General features: G+C 32.6%; 20 protein-coding genes. 7 read left to right on the top strand and 13 right to left on the bottom strand.

The annotated features are described in order from the left end of the window. Positions 1-44: 44 nt before the first annotated feature. The gene (locus ACFSX9_RS04460) at positions 45-1,238 is read right to left on the bottom strand and encodes a pyridoxal phosphate-dependent aminotransferase (RefSeq protein ID WP_379804929.1); all 1,194 of its coding nucleotides are present in this window, start codon (positions 1,236-1,238) and stop codon (positions 45-47) included. Positions 1,239-1,366: 128 nt separating this feature from the next. On the opposite strand from ACFSX9_RS04460, the gene ACFSX9_RS04455 reads away from it, so the two are divergent. After that, complete coding sequence (locus ACFSX9_RS04455; RefSeq protein ID WP_379804927.1) at positions 1,367-2,683, top strand: aspartyl protease family protein; 1,317 nt, start codon at positions 1,367-1,369, stop codon at positions 2,681-2,683. 32 nt (positions 2,684-2,715) lie between these two features. On the opposite strand, the gene ACFSX9_RS04450 is transcribed toward ACFSX9_RS04455, so the two are convergent. Next, positions 2,716-3,141 (bottom strand): DUF1573 domain-containing protein, encoded by a 426-nt coding sequence (locus tag ACFSX9_RS04450; RefSeq protein ID WP_379804924.1) that lies wholly within the window; start codon positions 3,139-3,141, stop codon positions 2,716-2,718. A gap of 302 nt (positions 3,142-3,443) precedes the next feature. Here ACFSX9_RS04450 and ACFSX9_RS04445 point away from each other — a divergent pair, with 302 nt between their 5' ends. Beyond that, entirely contained in the window at positions 3,444-6,071 is a 2,628-nt protein-coding gene (locus ACFSX9_RS04445; protein WP_379804921.1) for a valine--tRNA ligase, read from the top strand. A gap of 67 nt (positions 6,072-6,138) precedes the next feature. Here ACFSX9_RS04445 and ACFSX9_RS04440 read toward each other — a convergent pair whose 3' ends face one another. The 3 genes from ACFSX9_RS04440 to ACFSX9_RS04430 form a co-directional block, all read right to left on the bottom strand. After that, positions 6,139-6,453: an HPF/RaiA family ribosome-associated protein gene (locus ACFSX9_RS04440; RefSeq protein ID WP_379804918.1), complete on the bottom strand. Its 315-nt coding sequence runs from the start codon at positions 6,451-6,453 to the stop codon at positions 6,139-6,141. An 87-nt stretch (positions 6,454-6,540) separates the two neighbouring features. Next, positions 6,541-7,599, bottom strand: a complete 1,059-nt coding sequence (locus ACFSX9_RS04435; protein ID WP_379804915.1) for a flavin monoamine oxidase family protein — start codon at positions 7,597-7,599, stop codon at positions 6,541-6,543. A gap of 24 nt (positions 7,600-7,623) precedes the next feature. Continuing rightward, positions 7,624-8,475, bottom strand: coding sequence for a L,D-transpeptidase (locus ACFSX9_RS04430; protein ID WP_379804913.1), 852 nt, complete (start codon positions 8,473-8,475; stop codon positions 7,624-7,626). A gap of 887 nt (positions 8,476-9,362) precedes the next feature. On the opposite strand from ACFSX9_RS04430, the gene ACFSX9_RS04425 reads away from it, so the two are divergent. From ACFSX9_RS04425 to ACFSX9_RS04410, 4 genes are read left to right on the top strand one after another with little or no spacing between them, the layout of a single operon-like run. Then, the gene (locus ACFSX9_RS04425) at positions 9,363-10,118 is read left to right on the top strand and encodes a hypothetical protein (protein WP_379804910.1); all 756 of its coding nucleotides are present in this window, start codon (positions 9,363-9,365) and stop codon (positions 10,116-10,118) included. Between the two features lie 35 nt (positions 10,119-10,153). Beyond that, a complete protein-coding gene (locus tag ACFSX9_RS04420) occupies positions 10,154-10,546 on the top strand; it encodes a DUF5675 family protein (protein WP_379804908.1) in 393 nt (130 codons plus the stop codon). Between the two features lie 20 nt (positions 10,547-10,566). Beyond that, the gene (locus ACFSX9_RS04415; RefSeq protein ID WP_379804905.1) at positions 10,567-10,842 is read left to right on the top strand and encodes a hypothetical protein; all 276 of its coding nucleotides are present in this window, start codon (positions 10,567-10,569) and stop codon (positions 10,840-10,842) included. Further along, entirely contained in the window at positions 10,793-11,008 is a 216-nt protein-coding gene (locus ACFSX9_RS04410) for a hypothetical protein (RefSeq protein ID WP_379804902.1), read from the top strand. The genes ACFSX9_RS04415 and ACFSX9_RS04410 overlap by 50 nt, the downstream gene beginning before the upstream one ends. A gap of 82 nt (positions 11,009-11,090) precedes the next feature. On the opposite strand, the gene ACFSX9_RS04405 is transcribed toward ACFSX9_RS04410, so the two are convergent. The 4 genes from ACFSX9_RS04405 to ACFSX9_RS04390 all read right to left on the bottom strand — a co-directional run bounded on the left by ACFSX9_RS04405 (position 11,091) and on the right by ACFSX9_RS04390 (position 15,087). Then, positions 11,091-11,510, bottom strand: a complete 420-nt coding sequence (locus ACFSX9_RS04405) for a DUF6943 family protein (protein ID WP_379804900.1) — start codon at positions 11,508-11,510, stop codon at positions 11,091-11,093. A gap of 777 nt (positions 11,511-12,287) precedes the next feature. Continuing rightward, entirely contained in the window at positions 12,288-12,785 is a 498-nt protein-coding gene (locus ACFSX9_RS04400; RefSeq protein WP_379804898.1) for a DUF6882 domain-containing protein, read from the bottom strand. A gap of 1,580 nt (positions 12,786-14,365) precedes the next feature. Next, positions 14,366-14,857 (bottom strand): hypothetical protein, encoded by a 492-nt coding sequence (locus ACFSX9_RS04395; protein WP_379804895.1) that lies wholly within the window; start codon positions 14,855-14,857, stop codon positions 14,366-14,368. Next, on the bottom strand, positions 14,854-15,087 hold the full coding sequence (locus tag ACFSX9_RS04390; RefSeq protein WP_379804892.1) for a hypothetical protein: 234 nt from the start codon (positions 15,085-15,087) through the stop codon (positions 14,854-14,856). The genes ACFSX9_RS04395 and ACFSX9_RS04390 overlap by 4 nt, the downstream gene beginning before the upstream one ends. A gap of 105 nt (positions 15,088-15,192) precedes the next feature. Between ACFSX9_RS04390 and ACFSX9_RS04385 the strand changes: the two genes are divergently transcribed. Next, the gene (locus ACFSX9_RS04385; protein ID WP_379804890.1) at positions 15,193-15,393 is read left to right on the top strand and encodes a transposase; all 201 of its coding nucleotides are present in this window, start codon (positions 15,193-15,195) and stop codon (positions 15,391-15,393) included. Between the two features lie 530 nt (positions 15,394-15,923). Here ACFSX9_RS04385 and ACFSX9_RS04380 read toward each other — a convergent pair. From ACFSX9_RS04380 to ACFSX9_RS04365, 4 genes are all read right to left on the bottom strand, one after another. Next, a complete protein-coding gene (locus ACFSX9_RS04380; RefSeq protein ID WP_379804888.1) occupies positions 15,924-16,679 on the bottom strand; it encodes a hypothetical protein in 756 nt (251 codons plus the stop codon). Positions 16,680-16,737: 58 nt separating this feature from the next. Then, entirely contained in the window at positions 16,738-16,980 is a 243-nt protein-coding gene (locus ACFSX9_RS04375; protein ID WP_379804885.1) for a hypothetical protein, read from the bottom strand. Between the two features lie 245 nt (positions 16,981-17,225). Next, a complete protein-coding gene (locus ACFSX9_RS04370; RefSeq protein ID WP_379804882.1) occupies positions 17,226-17,951 on the bottom strand; it encodes a hypothetical protein in 726 nt (241 codons plus the stop codon). A gap of 11 nt (positions 17,952-17,962) precedes the next feature. After that, a complete protein-coding gene (locus tag ACFSX9_RS04365) occupies positions 17,963-21,550 on the bottom strand; it encodes a DUF6443 domain-containing protein (protein WP_379804880.1) in 3,588 nt (1,195 codons plus the stop codon). Positions 21,551-21,598: the final 48 nt, after the last annotated feature.

Here is a 21,598-nt window from a genome sequence, read left to right as displayed (position 1 = left end):
AGCTCAATATCACTATTGAGCTTTTTCATTTATATAATTTAAAACTATTTATTGTTGTAAACAGTAATTGCTTCTTTTAAAATCTGAACTGATTTTATTAGATCTTCTTTCTTTAAAACGTAAGCTATTCTAACTTCATCTAATCCCACACCTGGAGTAGAGTAAAAACCTGCCGCTGGTGCCACCATTACAGTTTCACCATTGAAATCATATGACTCTAACAACCATTGTGCAAATTTATCTGCGTTATCAATTGGTAATTTTGCAATACAATAGAAAGCTCCTTTTGGTGTTGCAACAGTAATTCCTTCAATTTTTTGTAATTCTGAAATTAAAGTATCTCTTCTTTCTCTATATTCTGAAATTACATCGTCAAAATAACTTTGTGGCGTATCTAATGCTGCTTCACTCGCAATTTGAGCATAAGTTGGAGGGCTTAAACGTGCTTGTGCAAATTTCATTGCAGTTGCCATTACTTCTTTATTTTTAGAAACAATACAACCAATACGAGCACCACACATACTGTAGCGTTTTGATACCGAATCAATCATAATAGCATGTTCTTCTAATCCTGGAACATTCATCACTGAAAAATGTTCGTCTCCATCATAGATAAACTCTCTATAAACTTCATCAGCAATTAAAAATAAATCGTGTTTCTTAACAATTTCTGCTAACTTTAAGATTTCCTCTTTTGAGTATAAATAACCTGTTGGGTTACCTGGATTACAAATTAAAATTGCTTTTGTCTTTGGCGTAATTAATTTCTCAAAAGCTTCGATAGGAGGCAAAGCAAAACCAGTTTCAATTCCTGAAATTACAGGAACTACTTTCACACCTGAAGCTGTAGAAAAACCATTATAATTCGCGTAAAATGGCTCTGGAATAATGATTTCATCATCCACATCCATTGTACTTCCCATAGCAAACATAAGTGCTTCAGAACCACCTGTAGTGATAATGATATCTTGCGTATCTATCGGTAAACCTTGATTTTTATAATAGTGAGAAAGTTTTGTTCTATAGCTTTCAAAACCAGCTGAGTGACTGTATTCTAATACGCTAATATCAGCGTTTTTAACAGCTTGTAAAGCTACTTCAGGAGTCTTGATATCAGGTTGACCAATATTCAAATGATATACTTTATTTCCTTTTTTTCTAGCAATATCAGCATAAGGAACCAATTTTCTAATTGGCGATTCTGGCATTTGTTGCCCTTTAAGGGATACTTTTGGCATGTCTTGTTAATTTAGATAGATGCAAAATTGCGATTTTTTTTTGTCATATATGTCAAACAAGTCATTAAAAAGTGTTAAATACGATTATAGAATCGAAAAAATACTTACATTTAATAATATATCTATTTATGAGTAAGCATTTAATCCCCTTATTATGTTTTCTTTACTTTGGAGAAGTATACTCACAATTTGAGTGGGCATCAAAAAAAGACAGAATAACTATTCCTTTTGAGCTCACTCATAATATAATGATTGTTGATGTTGTATTTAACGGAACAGCATTAAAAATGATTTTAGATACAGGATCGTCAAAGAATTTGATTTTTAGTGTTCCAGCAAATGATTCATTAGTCATCAATGAAGCAGATAAAATTATCGTTTCGGGCGCTGGCACAAAAGAAGCAATTGAAGGTTACCTGTCAAAGAAGAATAAACTCGAAATTAAGGATTACACAGAAACTGATTTCGAAGTGATTTTCTTAAAAAATCATGAAATAAGCTTTGTAAATAAATTGGGCATTCCTGTAAATGGAATTCTCGGAAACTTTCTATTTGAAAACCATTTAGTTGAAATTGACTATCAAAGAAGTAGGATAATTATTTATAAGGAAAAAGAAAAAAAACTCCAAAAACTCCAAAAAAAATACAAAAAAGCAACTGTAGCGTTTAGCGAAAATAAACCTTACATTTTTTTACAAGCTAAAGTGGATGATAAACAGTTAAAATTAAAATTACTTTTTGATAGTGGACTTAGTGATGGACTATGGTTGTTTGAAAACGATAGCATTCAATGCAACAAGAATTATTTTGTTGATGTGCTTGGAAGAGGTTTTTCCGGTGATATAGAGGGCAAAAAATCCAGAGTATCAGAAGTTATGTTAGAGGATCACATTTTAAGAAATGCACTAGTAGCTTATCCAGAAAAAATATTTTTCGATCAAAAAAGAATTTTTAAAGACCGTAACGGTTCGCTGGGAGGAGAAATCATTAAAAGGTTCAATTGGATTTTAGATTATAAAAATAAAAATTTTTACTTCAAGAAAAACGATAACTTTAGTTTACCTTTTGAGTATAATATGGCAGGTATTGAAATACAACATGCAGGCTTACAATGGGTAAAAGAAGTAAAAAGCGCCAGTTATTCAAGTTCTAACTTACATTCTGAAAAAGTTATTTTTGATAATTCAAATGTAAAATTCAATTACCAATACAAGCTTAAATCCGTTTTTGAAATTTATGCTATTAGAAAAAATTCAGTCGCAGCTAATGCAGGATTACAAGTAGGCGATAAAATCATCAAAATAAACAATAAGGAAGCCCATAAATTAACCGTAGAATCTATTACAAATTTATTTACATCAGAATCTGGTACACGCATTAAAATCAGTGTAGAGCGAGAAGGTAAAGAACTTAATTTTGAATTTAACTTAGAAAAAATACTATAAAAAAAGGCCCCAATATAATTGGGACCTTTTAATTATGAGTTCGGAAAACCTTTCTTTTTCACTAGAGGACTAACTTCCTGTTTTACCACAACATTTCCTTTAATTCGAAGTGCTACCATTCCATTTTTCTGATTTACTGCATTACTTTCAATCGTAATCGTTTTACTTATCGGACCTGGATTCATATTGTATTGTACTTTAATTTGTCCTTTCTTTCCCGGAGCTATTGGCTCTTTTGGCCATTCCGGCACAGTACAACCACAACTTGACTTCGCATTTATAATAGTAAGTGGAGCATCTCCAGTATTGGTAAATTCGAAAATTCTTATTCCATCATCTTTTCCCTTTTCAACTTCTCCATAATTGATTGTTTCTTGTTTGAATTCAATCTTTGCACCGTTCTGAGCAAAAGACGTTATACCAACTAAAACAGTTAAATAAACAAGTATTTTTTTCATCATCTTATAAATTAATAGGTTTCTGTAAATTTAATAAATATTTGCAACTAACAAAGTACTCATAACATTTTTTTTATTTTCGTGATATAGTTACTTTTGCATAGAGTAATACAAAAAACATACCAAAGTTTTAACTAATGTGTTTTTAGAACCGAATGGCTCGGCACTTATTAGTTGTCCATATTCCCGCTGTCCGCTCTATCCGCCAGAAAATGGCGGGATGCCGCTCCCATCGGGGCTAGCTAGTGAAGTTTAGGCTTTTTTGTAACTCCATTTCATTATACATATAATAAAAATAAAATATGATTCCAGCTCAATTTAACGCTAAAGAAGTAGAACAAAAGTGGTACGACTATTGGATGAAAAATGATTATTTCACTTCAAAACCCGACCATAGAACGCCTTACACCATTGTAATTCCGCCACCAAACGTGACTGGAGTATTGCATATGGGACACATGTTGAACAATACAATTCAAGATGTATTGATTCGTCGCGCGCGTTTAAAAGGATTTAACGCTTGTTGGGTTCCTGGAACTGATCACGCTTCTATTGCAACCGAAGCAAAAGTTGTAGCTAAATTAAAAGAAGAAGGAATCAATAAAAATGACTTAACTCGTGAAGAATTCCTAAAACACGCTTGGGAATGGACCGATAAATACGGCGGAACCATTTTAGAACAACTAAAACAATTGGGTTGTTCGTGCGATTGGAGTCGTACGAAATTCACAATGGATCCAGACATGTCTGAATCTGTAATTCATTCTTTTGTAGATTTATACAACAAAGGTTTGATTTATAGAGGTTTCAGAATGGTGAACTGGGATCCAGAAGCAAAAACAACATTGTCAGACGAAGAAGTAATTTTCGAAGAAAGACAAGGGAAATTATATTTCATCAACTATCAAATTGAAGGTTCATCAGAATTTTTAACCGTAGCAACAACGCGTCCAGAAACTATTTTTGGCGATACCGCGATTTGTATTAATCCAGATGACGAACGTTTTACACATTTAAAAGGGAAAAAAGCAATTGTTCCAATTTGTGGTCGTGTAATTCCAATTATTGAAGACGAATACGTTGATGTGGAATTCGGAACTGGATGTTTAAAAGTAACTCCGGCTCACGATACTAACGATAAAGCTTTAGGTGATAAACACAATTTAGAAATTATCGATATTTTTAATGAAGATGCTTCTCTGAACTCATTTGGATTGCATTATCAAGGAAAAGATCGTTTCGTAGTACGTGAAGAAATTGCAAAAGAATTAGAAACAAAAGGTGCTTTGGCAAAAACCGAAACGCATTTAAATAAAGTAGGAACTTCTGAACGTACAAAAGCGGTAATCGAACCTCGTTTGTCTGATCAGTGGTTTTTAAGCATGGAAGAATTGGTAAAACCAGCTATCAAAGCCGTTTTAGAATCAGATGAAATCAAATTATATCCAAATCGTTTTAATAATACTTATGCACATTGGTTAAACAATATTCGCGATTGGAATATTTCACGTCAATTGTGGTGGGGCCAACAAATTCCGGCTTATTTCTATGGTGACGGAAAAGAAGATTTCGTAGTAGCAAAAAACATTGGAGAAGCACTTGAGCTTGCGAAAGTAAAAACTGCCAACTCATCACTGACCACTGCCAACTTAAGACAGGACGCAGATGCTTTAGACACTTGGTTCTCATCTTGGTTATGGCCAATGGCTGTTTTTGGAGGTGTTTTAGATCCAGAAAATGAAGATTTTAAATATTATTATCCTACAAATGATTTAGTAACGGGTCCGGATATTTTATTCTTCTGGGTTGCGCGTATGATTATTGCAGGTTATGAATATGCAGGTGAAAAACCATTTTCAAATGTATATTTAACTGGATTAGTACGTGATAGTCAAGGTCGTAAAATGTCTAAATCTTTAGGAAATTCTCCAGAACCTTTGGGCTTAATTGAAAAATTTGGTGCTGATGGTGTTCGTGTTGGATTACTATTAAGTGCTTCGGCTGGAAACGACATTTTGTTTGACGAAGAATTATGCAATCAAGGAAAAGGATTTTCAAACAAAATTTGGAATGCTTTCAAGTTAATAAAAGGTTGGGAAGTAGCAGATATCGTGCAACCAGAGGCATCGAAAGTTGCAATCGAATGGTACGAAGCGAAGTTGCAGAAAGCGTTATTAGAAATTGAAGATAATTTCGAAAAATACAGATTATCAGAAGCTTTAATGTCGATTTATAAATTGGTTTGGGATGATTTCTGTTCGTGGTTCTTAGAAATGATCAAACCAGGCTATCAACAACCAATTGACAAAGCTACGTTTGACAAAGCAATTGAAATGTTAGAAAATAACTTGAAATTGTTGCATCCGTTCATGCCTTTCTTAACGGAAGAAATCTGGCATCATATTGCGGATAGAACGCCAGAGCAAGCGTTAATAGTAGGAGAGTGGCCAAAATCAAAGCCATTTGATGAAAAATTAATCACCGATTTTGATTTCGCAACCGAAGTAATTTCAGGAATTAGAACCATCAGAAAAGATAAAAACATTCCGTTTAGAGATGTAATCGAATTACGCGTTGTGAATAACGAGCACGCTTCAACTTACTTTGATTCGGTAGTTTTAAAATTAGGAAACATTGTAGATTTGGTTTACGTTGCTGAAAAAGTTGATGGTGCTTTATCTTATCGTGTAAAATCGAATGAATATTTTATTCCAATTACAGGAAATATTGATGTTGAAGCAGAAATCGCTAAATTAACAGAAGAATTGAATTATACGAAAGGATTCTTACGATCAGTTCAAGGAAAATTATCAAACGAGAAATTTGTGGCAGGCGCTCCAGAGCAAGTAATTGCTAACGAACGCAAGAAAGAAGCAGATGCTTTGGCAAAAATTGCAACAATTGAGCAAAGTTTAGCTAGTCTAAAATAAGACTCTATTATAAAAGAAAAACCCGATTAGTTGTGAAGCTAATCGGGTTTGTTATTTTATAGAGCTATTAATGTGTTTTAATTTTTTCTACTGTAGTTTCTAAAAGACGTCGTACTTTTTCCAAAGCCTCAAAAAACGCTTTCTCTGCAGTATCACCGTGAGCAGTAACTGCAATAGGCTGTTTTTTCTCAATTCTTGCTTCAATGACACACTTTTTGTCATTTGGACTAGTTTTACTTCCGTTTTCGTCTGTAACATGTACTTCAATACGCGTTACTATTTCGTTAAAACGAGCTAATTGTTCGTTGATTTCGGTTGTGAAATATTCTGAAAAACGACTACCGCCTTCAATATTTTTGTCTGTGTGAATTTGAACTAACATACTTTCTCTTTTATTAAATTAATACTATCTAAATTTAGATGTTTTTTATAAACTACGCAAGGTTTTTAGTGTTAAAAAAAGCCTAACTTATTGTTTTAGTGTTTTGTATTCTTCTATTATTCTTCTAGCAATTTCATTTCCTGCATAAACTGCTCCATCCATGTACCCAGCAGATTCTAAGCTTGATTCAGCACTTGAAACTAATAGTTTGCCTTCAAAAAACGTATTGCTAAAAATCGGATTACCATTATTTTGATGTGGATAAAGCAATTCAATTGATGCTTCAAACGTATGCTCTTCTTTACTCCAAATACATTCTTCATACGAAATATAAGAAGTTACTTTTGGACCATAAACTTGATTCAACTGATTAAGAACGATATCTTTTCTTTCGGCATCTGTCAAACTTTTTAGCGGACTGTGCATAAAACCACATAACGCAAATTTAGATCTTTCGTAATTGGAATGATCATAAAACTCAGTTATCGGACCCACATTACTAAAGAATGTTGCTGGAATCTTTTCTTCCTGCCAAAAAGGTTTATCAAAACTCAAAGCAATTTTGATTGAATCTTCCATCCAAGTGTGTGTTTGCTTCGCGATAGCTATTAAATTATCAGGTAAAGCCGGTTCAAATTGAATCTTTTTCGCCCATAATTTTGGCGGAATAGCTAAAATGACCTTATCAGCTTCAAATATATTTTCAGCAATTACTTCAATTTTATCATCTTTCTGTCTAATCGATGTAACAACTTGATTTAGTAAAATAGACTCTTTATCTAGTTTTTCATACAAAGTATTAATCAGATTCGCTGTACCGCCATAAATTCTATAACTTGGCGACTGCTTTGGAATTTGAATCTTTTCTGTAGGTAAATTAGCTTCACGCTGATAAAATACGGAATCATCCATATATTGTTCAAAAGCTCCAATTTCCAATTCTTCTAAAAGTCCAATTAGATTATAATGTTGCTCATTAAACCATGTCGCGCCCATTTCTACAGGAGTATTTTTAGCTCCTAAAACCGTGTTGATTCTTCCACCAATTCGATCTCTTGCCTCTAAAATTTTAAAAGCAATTCCTTGTTGTTTGAGACGATAAGCGGTCAAAAGACCTGATAATCCTGCACCAATTATTACTACCATTTAGCAAAATTAGTAAAATTGAATTTATTCTTTCTCTCTTTTAACTTGTTCTTGTATTATTGCTTGTAAATGAGGTTCTACAATAGCATTCAATTCGTCTTCAGAAATATTTAAAGCTTTCGGATTTTCTTTTACAGCATTCCAAGGCTTTTTAACTTCAAAATCGTAGCTTCCAAAAACAATTACTGGAGTTCCTTTTAATTTTACAGTATTGGCATCTGCTAACTCCCATTGATCTGCAAACTCATACAGTATTTTAGCATCTTTTTCTAACAATCTCAAACAAGAATGCGAAGCTGGATATCCCGGTAATTCATATTCGTGAAAACCAACACCCAATTCATTTTCAATGTTGAAATTCCATTTTAATTCCCATTCATCGTTAAATGTACTTTTTGTTTCTTCTGCTTTCCAATTGGTAAAAAACAATCCTGTAGGCGTTTTGTGTACTTTCGAACCCATACTTGTTGGACCTACTTGAACTAAAGTTCCATATTCATAAGCGGCAAAAACTTGAGTTGTATATGAAAATAAGATTGCTTTTTTTACATCGTCTAAAGCACTAACTTCTAATGGAAACGGCATATAAAAAGCAACATCACCAGTTGCATCTGTAGGAACTAATATTGAGTCTAATTTTTTTAAGTTCTTTTCATCCACACGATTTAAGGCTAAAACGATATCCATCGCTTTTGAGTCAGTTCCCTGTTCTTTTAACCAATCGGCACTTTTTTGAAAAGTATACGCAACTTCTTTCGGTTGGTTTCTTTCTATTACTGGTTTCTTACTTACTTTATTTTTATCTTCTTTCTTCTCTTCACATGAAAGGAAAAATATACTAGCGGCTAAGGCAATTGCTTTTAATGTATTATTCATAGTTTTAATTTTTTGTAAAATTGCACTTATTAAAACAGTTGCGTCTTATATGATTTTTGCAAAAAGTTATAAGATGTATAGTAGGGATTGAAATTCAAGGATTCAAAATTTAAGATTAGAAGGTGTCAGAATTAGTACAAACAAAAAATCGTAACTACTTTTAAGAGTAATTACGATTATTTCTTGTGGAGTCGCCGAGAATCGAACTCACTCTGCTTTCACCTTATTTTAGTGCGTAATCCGAAGGTTCATTTATTGATTGCCCCGAATTTGCACCCTATCAAATACTTTAAACTTGTCTAAATCTTATTATTATAAAAGTACTTATAATATTTATAATCTACAAATATCTAGCGGACTATTTTTTATACTAGTTTGATTTAAAATCGATAGTGCAGCAACGTTTTAGTTGATTAAATTTTATCCTACTATACAACGCGCTACATGTTCTAGTTTTAGTCCAGTGTACTCGCAAAATTCCTCAATTGATATAAGTTGATGCGATTCTTTATTAAGATGCTTCTTAATCTTCAGTAAGTATAATCTTGCTTGAGCATACTCTTTTCCCATGATTCGTTGCACGTCTTTTGGATAGATACATACCCTTGTGCTATTAAATATCACTTTAAAAAATATTTTAATACTTTATCTATGCCTTTGACTAGGCTTTGATATTGTTATGATGACTAGTACAAATCTAAATAATTTTTAAACATTATAGGTTATTAAAATAGTCGATTGTTTATGATTTTGTTTGTTTATAAAATGAAGGTCTTTTAAATCTTTTAATTATGTCTGAAATTTGAATTGAAATCAATTAAAAATGTTGCAACAAGATGATGATTGAGGGAGTTTTAACTGATTATTTAATCTAAATTTATAATGTTATGGCTAGACAGAAAGGCATAATTAAGTTAAAAGGTACTATAGGGGATATTACTTTTTACAAAACCCAAGACGGGCATTTAGCGCGAGAAAAAGGCGGCATTGACGCTAGTAGAATTGCTAGTGATCCTGCGTTTCAGCGGACGCGTGAGAATGGTTCAGAGTTTGGTAGAGCAGGGAAAGCTGGAAAGCTTTTAAGAACCGCTTTTAGACCCTTGCTTTTGAATGCTGCGGATGGTCGAATGGTGAGCCGTTTGACTCAAAAAATGGTAAAAGTTATCCAGGCGGATTTAGTGAGTGTAAGAGGTTTACGAAATGTTGTTGATGGAGAAGCCGAATTGTTGTTTGGTTTTGAGTTCAATATTCGTGGAAAGTTGGGTACTTCACTGTACGCCCCTTTTGTGGCAAGCATTGACCGCGTTACGGGCGAAATTAAAGTGGATATTGCGTCTTTTATTCCAGCAAATATGTTAGCAGCCCCGAGTGGAACTACTCACTTTAAGATTATTTCTGGTGGTGCAGCTGTGGATTTTGAGGCAGAAACTTTTGTTTTGGCTACTTCTGAAACGGCAATTTTACCTTGGGATTCAACACCAACAACTGCAATTAGTCAAGTGAATGTGGTTACTGCGAACTCTACTAAACCGTTGTTTTTAACATTGGGTGTTGAGTTCTACCAAGAGATTAATGGGCAAATGTATCCGCTTAAAAACGGTGCTTTCAACCCGTTATCGATTGCTAAGGTATCTGGCGTGTAAGATGAAATTTGGCTTTTGAATTTACAATTTAGAAAATGATTTTATTTTTAACAAGAACTTATTTCCCCGAAGGAACCAACGGAATTCTCCAATGTGAGGGCAAAATCATCTGTAAAACGATTGAATTGCCTTGGAAGAAAAATGAAAGAGGAGTTTCCTGTATTCCGGAGGGGAAATATTTTATTAGAAAGCGATACAGCTCAAAATTTAAGTGGCATTTAGAAGTAATGGATGTTTCCAATAGAAAATACATTCTATTTCATCCGGCTAATAATGCGCTTAAAGAATTGCAAGGTTGTATTGGTCCCGTAACAAAACTTTCTGGTCCTGGTTTAGGCTTGATGTCGCGCAAAGCGTTCACCGCATTAAAAGACCTAGTCTATAATGCTTTAGACCGAAAAGAAATTGTCGAATTGATTGTTCAATAGTTCCAAAAAAAATAGAAATTATGAATGTATTAGAACGTGCACAAGCACCCACACCGAAGTTTTTTAAAATACTTCGCACCATTGGATTGGCTTTATTAGCAGTAAGCGGAAGCATTGTGGCTGCTCCAGTGGCTTTGCCTGCTGTAGTGGTAGCAGTTGCCGGTTATGCAGCCGTTGTTGGTGGTGTTTTATCGGCAGTAAGTCAAATTACAGTCGATGATAGCGCCTTAAAACAAAAAACAACTGATGAAAAATATAAAGCAAGTTCCACCAAGTCTGTTGGACGGAGTGGATAATTCGTTATCTTTGAAGACCGGAACAATTGGCGGATTGGCTTTGAGTGTTATTCCCAATTTAACCTCAGCTGATGTCTTAAAAACCATTGTTTTGGCCTTTGTTGGAGCAGTTGTCAGCTTTACTGTAACGTTGTTGTTAAAACATTTTACAGCAAAGAAAAAATAAACTCGGTTATGATTGGTAACCTTTTCCGAGTGTGTAAAAGCCTAGTCTATTTTTAGACCAGGCTTTTTTTTTGCTCAAAAAATCATTTGTTACTGAAGCGGTGGACAATAGATCTTCGCAAGTCATTAATGAGATTCAAATTCTCATTAAATTGCTTTTCTTTCAAGTCCAAAAGTTTTAGCGCTGCCACGTGCTTGACGTGCGCTTCGTGTTCCTCCATCATAATTTTAGCCTTAGCCGAAAATTCGTGTTTAAAATCAGTAATTCGTAAAAACGGAATGACGGAACCTACCAGGTGCTGCATCCAGTATTTTGAACGCCATAAGCTGTAAGCCACATAATACAGGTTTTCTCTATCCTCCTGCTTTTCAAAAATGATGACAAAAGAATTTGTAAATGGTTCGAATTGCGGTTTTCCGCTGTTTAACCCCTTGTTTAAGATGAATAAATAAGGTTTTTGGTAGCTTATACCATTTTGATGTGTTTTGATGATAAAATTCATACAATCGGATTTAAAGGATTAAAAATCCTTTTTCCTCCTTTTGGATATTTGAACTGAAAAAATGGAAAGACGCGACCCTTCACACAAATTTTTAGCAAAAGAAAAAAGGAGAAAAAAGAAAGCCGATATTTATGTGGAGGGTTTCAATAAAACCAGTTTTTTTCAAGAAAATACTACCCAACCTATTAGTGAGCAGTGGTCAGTATTTAGTATGCAGTAGTTAAGTGAACTGGAATGCTAAGGGTGGAGATTTTTTGAAAAACCCATAAGGGCTTGAACTTGTTTTTTGAATACGTGGAACAATGCTTTGTTTTCTTTTTTTTCGTTTTTTTATTTTTGCATAAAATTGCCTAACCCAATAGGAACTGAAAAGATGGTAGCTACTAAAAAAACTTGATGAAGAATTATGGGCGTGATTAAAGGGTATCAAATTTTGTAGGACGGATAAAAAAACCAAGAAAACAATCTAAACCTTTTTATCCGGCTGGGAAATTTGACACGCTTTATTGGTTTTGAATTTTGAGGATGCTAAGGAAGTGCTCAGTCGCAGTGGTCAGTTTGCAGTGAATGACTTATGAAAACAGAAAGCATCTTCAAAATCAATGAAAATGCTTTCTATTATAAATTTATGAATATTTAAAATTACGAACGTCTTGGCGCTTGGCGTGGTTGGGGAATTTATAGCAGAGTATTTTCTGCCGAAACGAAGATATGATAAAAACCGTTGATTCCACTAAAACCCCAATCTCGCCAAACGGCTGTTACCAGCAGTATTTTTTACGGTTGGATTATTTCTTTATAGATTACAAATGACAAAGTATTTTCTAATGGAAATCTATAAGCACCTTTAGCCTTCATTAAATAGGCTGAAATAGCAGTCATTTCCCAAGCATCATATTCGTCTGCAAACCATTTGCTTTTTGCTAAAGATTCTAAATTATTTTCGTTTCCATAATTTTTCACGATTTCAATTTCAGTTTTAACTTTTGGTTCTATATGTGGATTTGCCCAACTCCAAAGCCAAGTTTTGCTAATTGTCGAAATACTTCCAACTTCTTCATATTGTATTTCTATAATTTTATCTTTTGTATCAGTATTTGAGAAAGTAAGAATTCCAGTTCCTTGGTCATAAAACCAATCTTCATACTGATGAATTCCATAAGTATCTTCAATAATTTTTTGCTGTTCAATTAAATAATTATATGCTTCTTTTCTTAATATTTCGAATTCTGAAGTTCTATTAGGTTTTTCTAAATTTACATCTTCAATGTTCATATTTTCAGTTGTTTATGCGATTTTGTGGTAATATTGCTGGTAACTCATTTCTATGTATCACTAAATGATACAAAGCAATCCAATTCTGCATGTATTTATATCATAAAGCAATACAAATTCAAATATATAAAAATATGCTTTAGAAATTATATAATTGTAATTATTTGTTGTTTTTTAATGGTTTTTAATGATGCCATTATTTATATTATGTCAATCTGAAATTTGATTATTGAACACCTTACGTAATTATGAAATGTAGGCGTTCTTAAAGGGTATCAAATTTTTGTAGGACGGATAAAAATCAAAGAAAACAATATAAAGGCTTTTTATCCGGCTGGGAAATTTGATACGCTTTATTGATTTTGATTTTTGAGGATGCTGAGGAAGTGGTCAGTCGCAGTGTTCAGTTTGAAGTAAATTACTTTTGAAAACAGAAAGCATCTTCAAAAAACAAAGCAAATACTATCCGAGTGCGCTGGCAGTAGCGTGGCAAGGGTGTGGTTTTATTTTGCTGATTTGGGTTTTGTGATTGTTTTTATTGTGGGCGGCTGCTGAGGTGGTTCTTAAGAAGTGTGCAAATGATATGTTCATGAAATAATATAGCAGCTACTCCGCTTAAAAACAATTTTTGGGATGATGTGGCAAAATAAAATAAACACGATTGCTGGCTTTTTTTGATTTTTGTGGATGCTGAGGGAGTGCTCCGACGGAGTGGATAGTTCGCGTGAATGCCTTATGAAAAATGAAAGCATCTTCAAAAAACAATGCAATTACTAACCGATTTAGCCGGAACGATTTTAAAATAGTTAACGTGAAAGTTTTTAAAACTACTAAGGTAACTATTTATCAACTGAAAAACTGTTTGTGTTTATTGGGAGTGGCGAAGTGGCGGTGTTTTTGATAGCCGGCTTTCGAAAAGCTGCGGGTGAAAACCCAGCGGAAGGCTATCAAAAATGTTGCCGCTGAGTCACTCGCTGTGCGGTGGGTGGAGCGGCTATTTTACATAGTTGTTGTTATGGCTTTCAGCACAAAAGCCAAAAAACAATAGTACCGTTTTGTGCTGAACCATAATGCGCAATTATGTAAATATAGCTTGGGAAAAAGTTTTTGTTGCTCCTAAACTAGTTGTTTTTGTTTACTACTTATGTGATTGAGCATACAAAATACTTTTATGCGTAGGGAAGGTGTGCCAACTGAAAATCGTATGAAGCAGTAGGAGGAATTACAAAAATAACGATGCTGTTTTATAATCTCAAATGTACTATATGAAATTTAAAATATCACTCCAAATATATAAGGGGCTAAAATAGATGACTTACGTGGCGTACTTAAGAATCTAAAATAGTATCCTTCGTTTTTATTGATATAAACTAAAAAAACCACTTCGTAATGAAGTGGTTTCTTGTTTTAATTCCTTTGCAATGCCTTAGTGTTTGGGCACAGATTGCAAATCTGCGCTATCCCAACCGAGAGATTTAGTTGCATTTCAAGGACGTTCGGGGCTATAAATCCGCGCTATCGTTGTTGGAGATATCCGCACCATCAGGCTTTGCTAACCACTAACACATCTGATGCATTGCCTATTTTATCACTAACTTTGATTCATTAACAAATGATCCAATATCAATAGTTGACTTATCATTTACTTTATGCAATAAAAAATGAAGAGTATCGATTTTAATATTTTTGGGGTATCTTTTCATAAAAACGTCATTGCCTGAACCTAAATTACCAAAATGTTTTTCCTCTATTTTCCATTCTAATAAGTATTCACTTTTCTTAAACTCTTTGCATGTTTTTTTTAATTTCAAGACAATTTGATTATTTGAAGATAATGCAACTTTTCTTTTTTCTCCTTTTATAACTTTATTATGCCAAACTTTTTCAATCCATACAGAATCAATAATATCTAAATCTCCAGTTTGCAATTTATTTGCTGTGAAGATATAAAAACCATTTTTTTTTGAATTTAAAATTGTTGAAGATGCTTGAGGTGTTGCAGTACTGAATTCATTGCAACTAATACACATTAACGCTATGATGCATATACTAATTAAAACTTTCTTTCTCATTTTCTTGACAAAATTGTTCGTGGCACATTTTTATTTACTTGTTTTACGGAATAGTACATCTCATTTGGAACTACTCCATTATATAAAACCGCTCCTGCAGTATAGCCTCCATATCCTTTATATCTGTCAGGGTAAAACGTTCTTATACCCAATTTATTTAAGGTTTCATTTACGGCTTGCCCACAATTATTGAAAATAAGTGAATATTTACTCAATGCCTGTTTTTTCATTTCCTTTTCTCCCTTTTCAGCTGAGGATGATTGTATTTTAATTACTACTGGATATACTAATTTAGCTTCCAGTTAAAGATAAGAATAAAAGTTTATTTTTAACTTATGAAGCGAGAGAGAAAAATTTATGATCCAGCTTTTAATATACAAGCAGTCCAATTAAGCAGCGAGAGGGCTACTATTTCAAAATTGGCTAGAGCACTAGGTATAAAAGCCACCCTGCTTTACAAATGGCGAAAAGATTATGAAGAATTTGGAGCAGACAGTTTTCTATGGAAAGGAAATCTCAAACTAACACGAGAGTAAGAGAAGGTTCACGAATTAGAAAAAAGACGACACGGTGCTTTAAAGTACAAAGCAATCGAAGAATTTATTACTCAAAACAATATTTACAAAAATGATGCTTAGCTTAACCTGTAATTTTTATTTGCATATCCAGACAGTTTGTTTTCTTGTTTTTTCATATTGGGTAAAGATACAATACCTGGCTTTTTAATATCATATCCTCTTTCTCTCAACCAATAAGTTAGTCGTGATTTACCAATATTATACTCAATCTCTTGTTTTGTTGCAGAAGCTCTTAAGAACTCTTCACAAACAAATCTTTTAAATTCTTCACTGTAACGATCATGCCATTTAGATAACGATTTTTTAGAAAATCTTTCCTTATTTCTACACTTTTAGTATAAACCTATTTTAGGACAAGACAGTGGGGAGAAATCCGCGCAATCGGGGATTCAGCACAAGACAGTGGTAAGATATCCGCGCGATCGGGATAAAGAGCACTTCAATTCGAAGTGCTCTTTACTTTAGGAAATTTTAGTTTAACTTAAAAATTAATCTTCAGTATTACCAAATCTTTCTTTTTTAATATCCTGATATAGTTTTTGCGCACTAGGATTTAATTGCATATTAAATCTTGGGTCTGTTAAATAATTATATGAATATTTTAGATCAAAAAATTGAGGTTGCTCTAAATCACTCATTATTTTTTCCATAACAGCTAATTCAATTTTACTGTCATTTAAGACAACAAAAGGAACATAATATGGATTGTATGTGCCATATTCTTTAGTTATCTGCCAATAACCTCCCTTGTTTTTGATAATAATTTCGCCTAATAAAATTGATAATGATAAGGTATATTTATCTTTATTCTTTTTTAAGTCTATCTTTTTAATAGCTTCATTAAATGTTTTAAAGAATTCTTCATCATACTTTACTCTATTCAATATTTCAATATCTAAATCTCTTTCTAAACTTGTGATATTTTCATTTACATGATCTGGTAAGTTCACAAGTTTATCTTTATAGATTTCATATTGATAGAAGTCCACTGCATCCACAGGAAAATAATCATTCTTAATCATTTTTTTTAGAACTTGCTCATTTTTAATTATTAGTCCGTTTTCATACGATGATAAGTTTCCGGGTAATAAAACAACTTCACTACTGCCTAAAATATAAACAAATGCACCGTTAGTTTCTAATTGATAATTATAGTTATCTATCTTCTTTTTATTCTTCTTTAAATAGTCAATAAGAAAACTTACTTTTTCCTGTTTATATTCATTAACCTCTTCCTTTTTCATAAAATTTAAACTTAAAATTATACCTATTATACAAATGCTATATACAAATTTCATAACTCTAATTTTTAATTGCGTTCTGAATTTCCGTTGCATTTACTCTTGGCCCAAAAGTAATAATCATTTGATTATTTACCATTGTATAATACGACACTACTTGATTTAAACCTACACCTTTTTCAGCCGCTCTATTTGTAACTGAAGCACCAATATTCACATCATAAGTTGTTGCAAGTGTTAAATGAGGTTTTCCATATGATGTCATAAATCTAAACTTATCACTTAAATTGTCAATATGCCCCATCAGCTGATTTGTATTTGAGGATAGGTAAAGCCTGCCATTCATTGCCTTAACTTCGAATGCAACGGCTCCCTGTCTTGTCCTAAAATAGGTTTACACTAAAAGTTTAAACCTATTTTAGGACAAGACATTGGGGAGATATCGGCACCGTCAGAGTTATTATCAAAAGCGTTAAAAGGAGAATAATTAAAATGCACTACAGGGTCTTGAACTATCCACCGAGCAATGACTGGACAAGACAATAACCTCTATTCTAAAACACCATACCATTTGATTTTTTGTTTCCAATTATATTTCTCATAATCTACATCATCATTAGTAAAAATTTGAAAAATTTTTATATCATTAACTTCACTAATTGTTTTTTTTATTTTTAATATATCGGGTTTAGAAACATTTGTATCTGCAAATAGAATAACAATTATTTTATGAACATTACTTAAATCGGTATTTGCAATATGTACATTAATATCCCTTTCTAAATCATTTATGTCTAAAAAAATATTATCAGATGTTTTTAAATTAACAATATTTTTATTGTCACTGTAAACATATAATTTATAAGCGAAATCTTCATTTAAAACAGGAATAAGACTTAATTTACGTGGTAAATTCAATTTTAAAGATTTATTGAAATAATCAAATGCATTATTAATTCTTAAAAATTTCAAAAAATTATTTTTATTTTCTCTTAAAAACAAAGTATCATTAACTAACTTATAATTATATCTTTTTCCCTTTTCATTATTTTCTACTTTCGAACTATCAAAATAAACATAAGAGTCGTCAACATACCATCTAAAATTATTCCTAACACTCCATTGATCGATAATTAAAGAATCATTATAAAACTCTAAATTAATTTCGTTTGAGCTATTAATTGAACTCCAGTTTCCAATTAGATTTTCTTTTTTTTGAATTGAAGAGCATCCAAATATTACCAAAAAAGTTGTTAATACTAAAATATATCTCATAATATAATTATTTATTTTGATTGAAAAATTTTAACATATTCATCTATTTTTTCTCGCCAGTATTCTACATAACGAATTCTTAATTCATTAGTACGAAAACCAATAAAATTAATATCATAACCACTTGCCCCTCTATTTTTTTTTGAAGAAAAACTAACAGCATAATGTCCTGCTAAAAATGTATCCTGACCTAAACCCCATGTTGTAGTGTTATCATACATGTTTTTACCCGTTTCTGAATTTGTTCCTATGAAACCGTCTTTTTTAGAAGCTAAAATAGTTGTATTTGTAGAATAATTAATAAAATAATCTTTACCGCCAGTACCTATAACATTATAATTTTTGTCAATTTTTACATTGCCATGTAAAAATGAAGTATAATCTCCTGTAACTTTATTAACTCCTTTCATTGAAACATTAATACTAATGAGATTTTTTCTTAATTCATCTGAATCATTTGCAAAAACAATACTGGCTGCTTCATTTATCATAGAAAATTTCATTATTAGATTATACGCATTCATCACAGCAGCAAACTTAGCAGTTTCATCAAAGAAATAAAATGAGGCGCTATTTTGTTCTGCATTTTTATATAAATTCAAAATATCATCATGCGTTATTGAATTCACATTATCATCACTAGAAGTAGCACAAGAGCTATTATTAATATCCGCTACATTACCTCTTTCATACATAGGTATAAACATTCCATTACTAAGAAAACGGTTTCTACCAAAAATATCAGTTTGGGTGCTTTCACTATCCGCTCCACTTGGGTCAGCCCAAAAGACAGGGTTACTATCAAAAGCGTTATAAGGAGAATAATTAAAATGCACTACAGGGTCTTGAACTATCCACCGAGCAATTGCAGGGTCATACTGTCGCATATCCATTGCGTATATATTAAGCCCCAGCTCGTCTTGGAGTTCTTTACCGTTGTATTTATACTTGTTATTTTCAGTTTCACCAGGAGCTAATTGTGCTATATTATTTCCACTAATGGGTGATATAAATTGATATTGAGTAGTATTATACCCAGAGTGTTTTAGTCCAAAAGGGTAATAATGATTTTCTTCTAAAATAGTTAATTGGGATTGGGAAGCATTAGTTGTAGCTGCATAACTTACTCTAACATTTCCTAAGTGATCTTTGTACTGGTAAACATAGTTATATATTTTTGATGAACCATCAACAACATTCACGTACCCTTCTGCGTGTGGAAAAAATTGTAAATTAGTATTTACATATTGAAAACCGCTTAAATAATCGGTGGTAGTTACTGTGCTACCTTCTGTTACTTTTTTTCTCACTTTTTGTCCTGTTGCACTGTAAAGATAATTAATTATTCCGTTTGCTAATGTGATTTGGACAGGTAAGTCTAAATGATTGTAGGTTATACCTGAAATACCTTTGTTGGCATCTGTTTTCATATTACCGTTTGCATCGTAAGTATAATCCTTTGTATTGTCTACAAGTCCATTACTATCGCTATTGATAATATCGTATTGTTCATTGAAACCTTGTGGCGAGTTTGATTTGTCTAAAACTTTTTCCAGCAAATTTTGCTGAAAAGGATGATAAAAATATTTTAAATTGTCAATAGGTAGTACATCTTGACTATCAGCATCAGTCCCTCCGTTCCTTACTAATGTTTGTATATTACCATTTTTGTCATAGCTCAATTGCTCCAAATAGCTGTTAAATCTAGTATTTCCCTCTTTACTATAATCTGCTTTTAATAATCGGTTTAATTGATCATATTGATAATCATACTTTCTCAACTTATTATCGGTACTTGTTTTCCATAGCGTCTCGGAAATGTTACCATTAAATAATGGAGTTGCTGAATCTGGTGTGTCGTAATTTATTTTAAAAGCAAATAAATCTGAATCAATATTCTCTACATTGTTTATAGTTTTTAGCCAACCTCTTACGTTGTAACTATAATTTACTTCTTGCAAACCTAAAGGTTCTGCAGTAGCCAATCCGCCAACATTTTTAGCAATTAGTTGGCCTAATTCATCGTAGCTGTTTTTTGTAATTAATTCTTCGGGTAATTGATTAATTCTTTGTTTGTGAAGCACTAGTTTGTCTTGCGAGCTATAGGTAAACTTATCTTTAACAACCAATTCCGTATCAGCAACGGTGCGTTTGTGTTTGGTTACGGTATATAGTGTTTTTCCTGACCAGTCTAAATTACTGGTAACTTTTGTATAACCTCCTAAATAATTGGTAGTATTTGAGTGAACGGGTCTGTATTTATTATCATATAAAGTGTATGAGGTTTCGCCTGTAGTGCTACTTGGATTGTCAAGCACTTTTACCCACGAACCTGTTGGCATTCCTTTTACATTTGTAGCAAGAGGTAAGTTAACATCGGTTAAAGTAGTTGTAGGCGAGGGAGCTCCGGGAAAAGTGTAATTGTCGTAATAGTTTTTGGTTAAAATATTATTTGCGGCTAATGCAAAAATGTTGGAACCTAAATTTAAAGATTCTTGATTATTATTTCTGTCTACTTCGGATACTGGCATTTCTTTCCATCCTGTTTGTATGACTCTTCCAAATATGTCATACTCTGTAATCATCCAACATATGGCGTCACCACCATAAGGAGTAAAAGCAGGTCCTGTGGCTACGGGACGATCTAATTTATCGTAGATTATAAATTCCCAATCTTTACCTGGTAATTTCTTTTCCACTAAGCGGTTGCGGTAATCATATTTGTATCGGTAGCCTAGATTATTTAAAATTGGTACTGTCGCAATCCCATTTGCCAATGGCGGAATAACTGCACTTAAATTACTATATTGATCATAGATATAATAGGTATCGTGTTTTGCTGCAGTTTCAATAGTAACTCCATCTGTTATCATGTCGGCGTACGTTCTTTTTAAAACGACACGACCTTCTTTATCTTTGAATTCTTCTGTAGTGTTATTTTTTAGATTTGAAGGTTTCCAATTTTCATCTTTTATAATATTTTTATACAATTGATTTTCTGCATAATTTCCTGGATTAGAAATAACAACATCATATATTTTATATAATCCATTCCAACTGGCTACTGCTTTAAATAGCTTAACTCCGTCAGAAGCTTGATTGGTTTGATAATCAAATTTAATTTCATTTCCTCCATAGATTTTCCAAGTATCTCCCGGTGCAGCTTGTTTGAACACTCTATTTAATGGCGAGTTTTCAAATTGCTTTTCGCTGAAAGGATAACTTGTGCCACCGTTGTAATCGGTATAAAAATCAGTTAAATTACTAAGTGCTGTGGCGTTATCAATATAATTTAGAGAGAATGTCGTTGTTGCATAGGGTAAATATTCTTTTATCTGTCTTCCAAATTGGTCGTATTCTATATACGTAACAATGTCTTTGCCTGTATTGGATTGCTTGTAAGCAATTTGCTGAATTGGTCTTCCCACTCCATCAAAATAACCTATTTGTACCACAGCATCTGCAGGATTGGCGGTATCCACATTTACTTGCGTAGTTGGTTTTTTATAAGTGGTAGATTTAATATGGTTTTGGTCTAAACTTTGCCCTAAAGTGATAAACGGTAAGACGAATAAAATATATACTAATTTATTACTCATAGCCTTAATTTTTATTTTTAAAATTTTGTGAATTCGATCTCATCTTAC

The sequence above is a fragment of the Flavobacterium ardleyense genome (assembly GCF_042686085.1).
GTDB lineage: Bacteria > Bacteroidota > Bacteroidia > Flavobacteriales > Flavobacteriaceae > Flavobacterium > Flavobacterium ardleyense.
The sequence above is the reverse complement of the archived record's forward strand: the minus strand, read 5'-3'. Positions and strand labels throughout refer to the sequence as shown.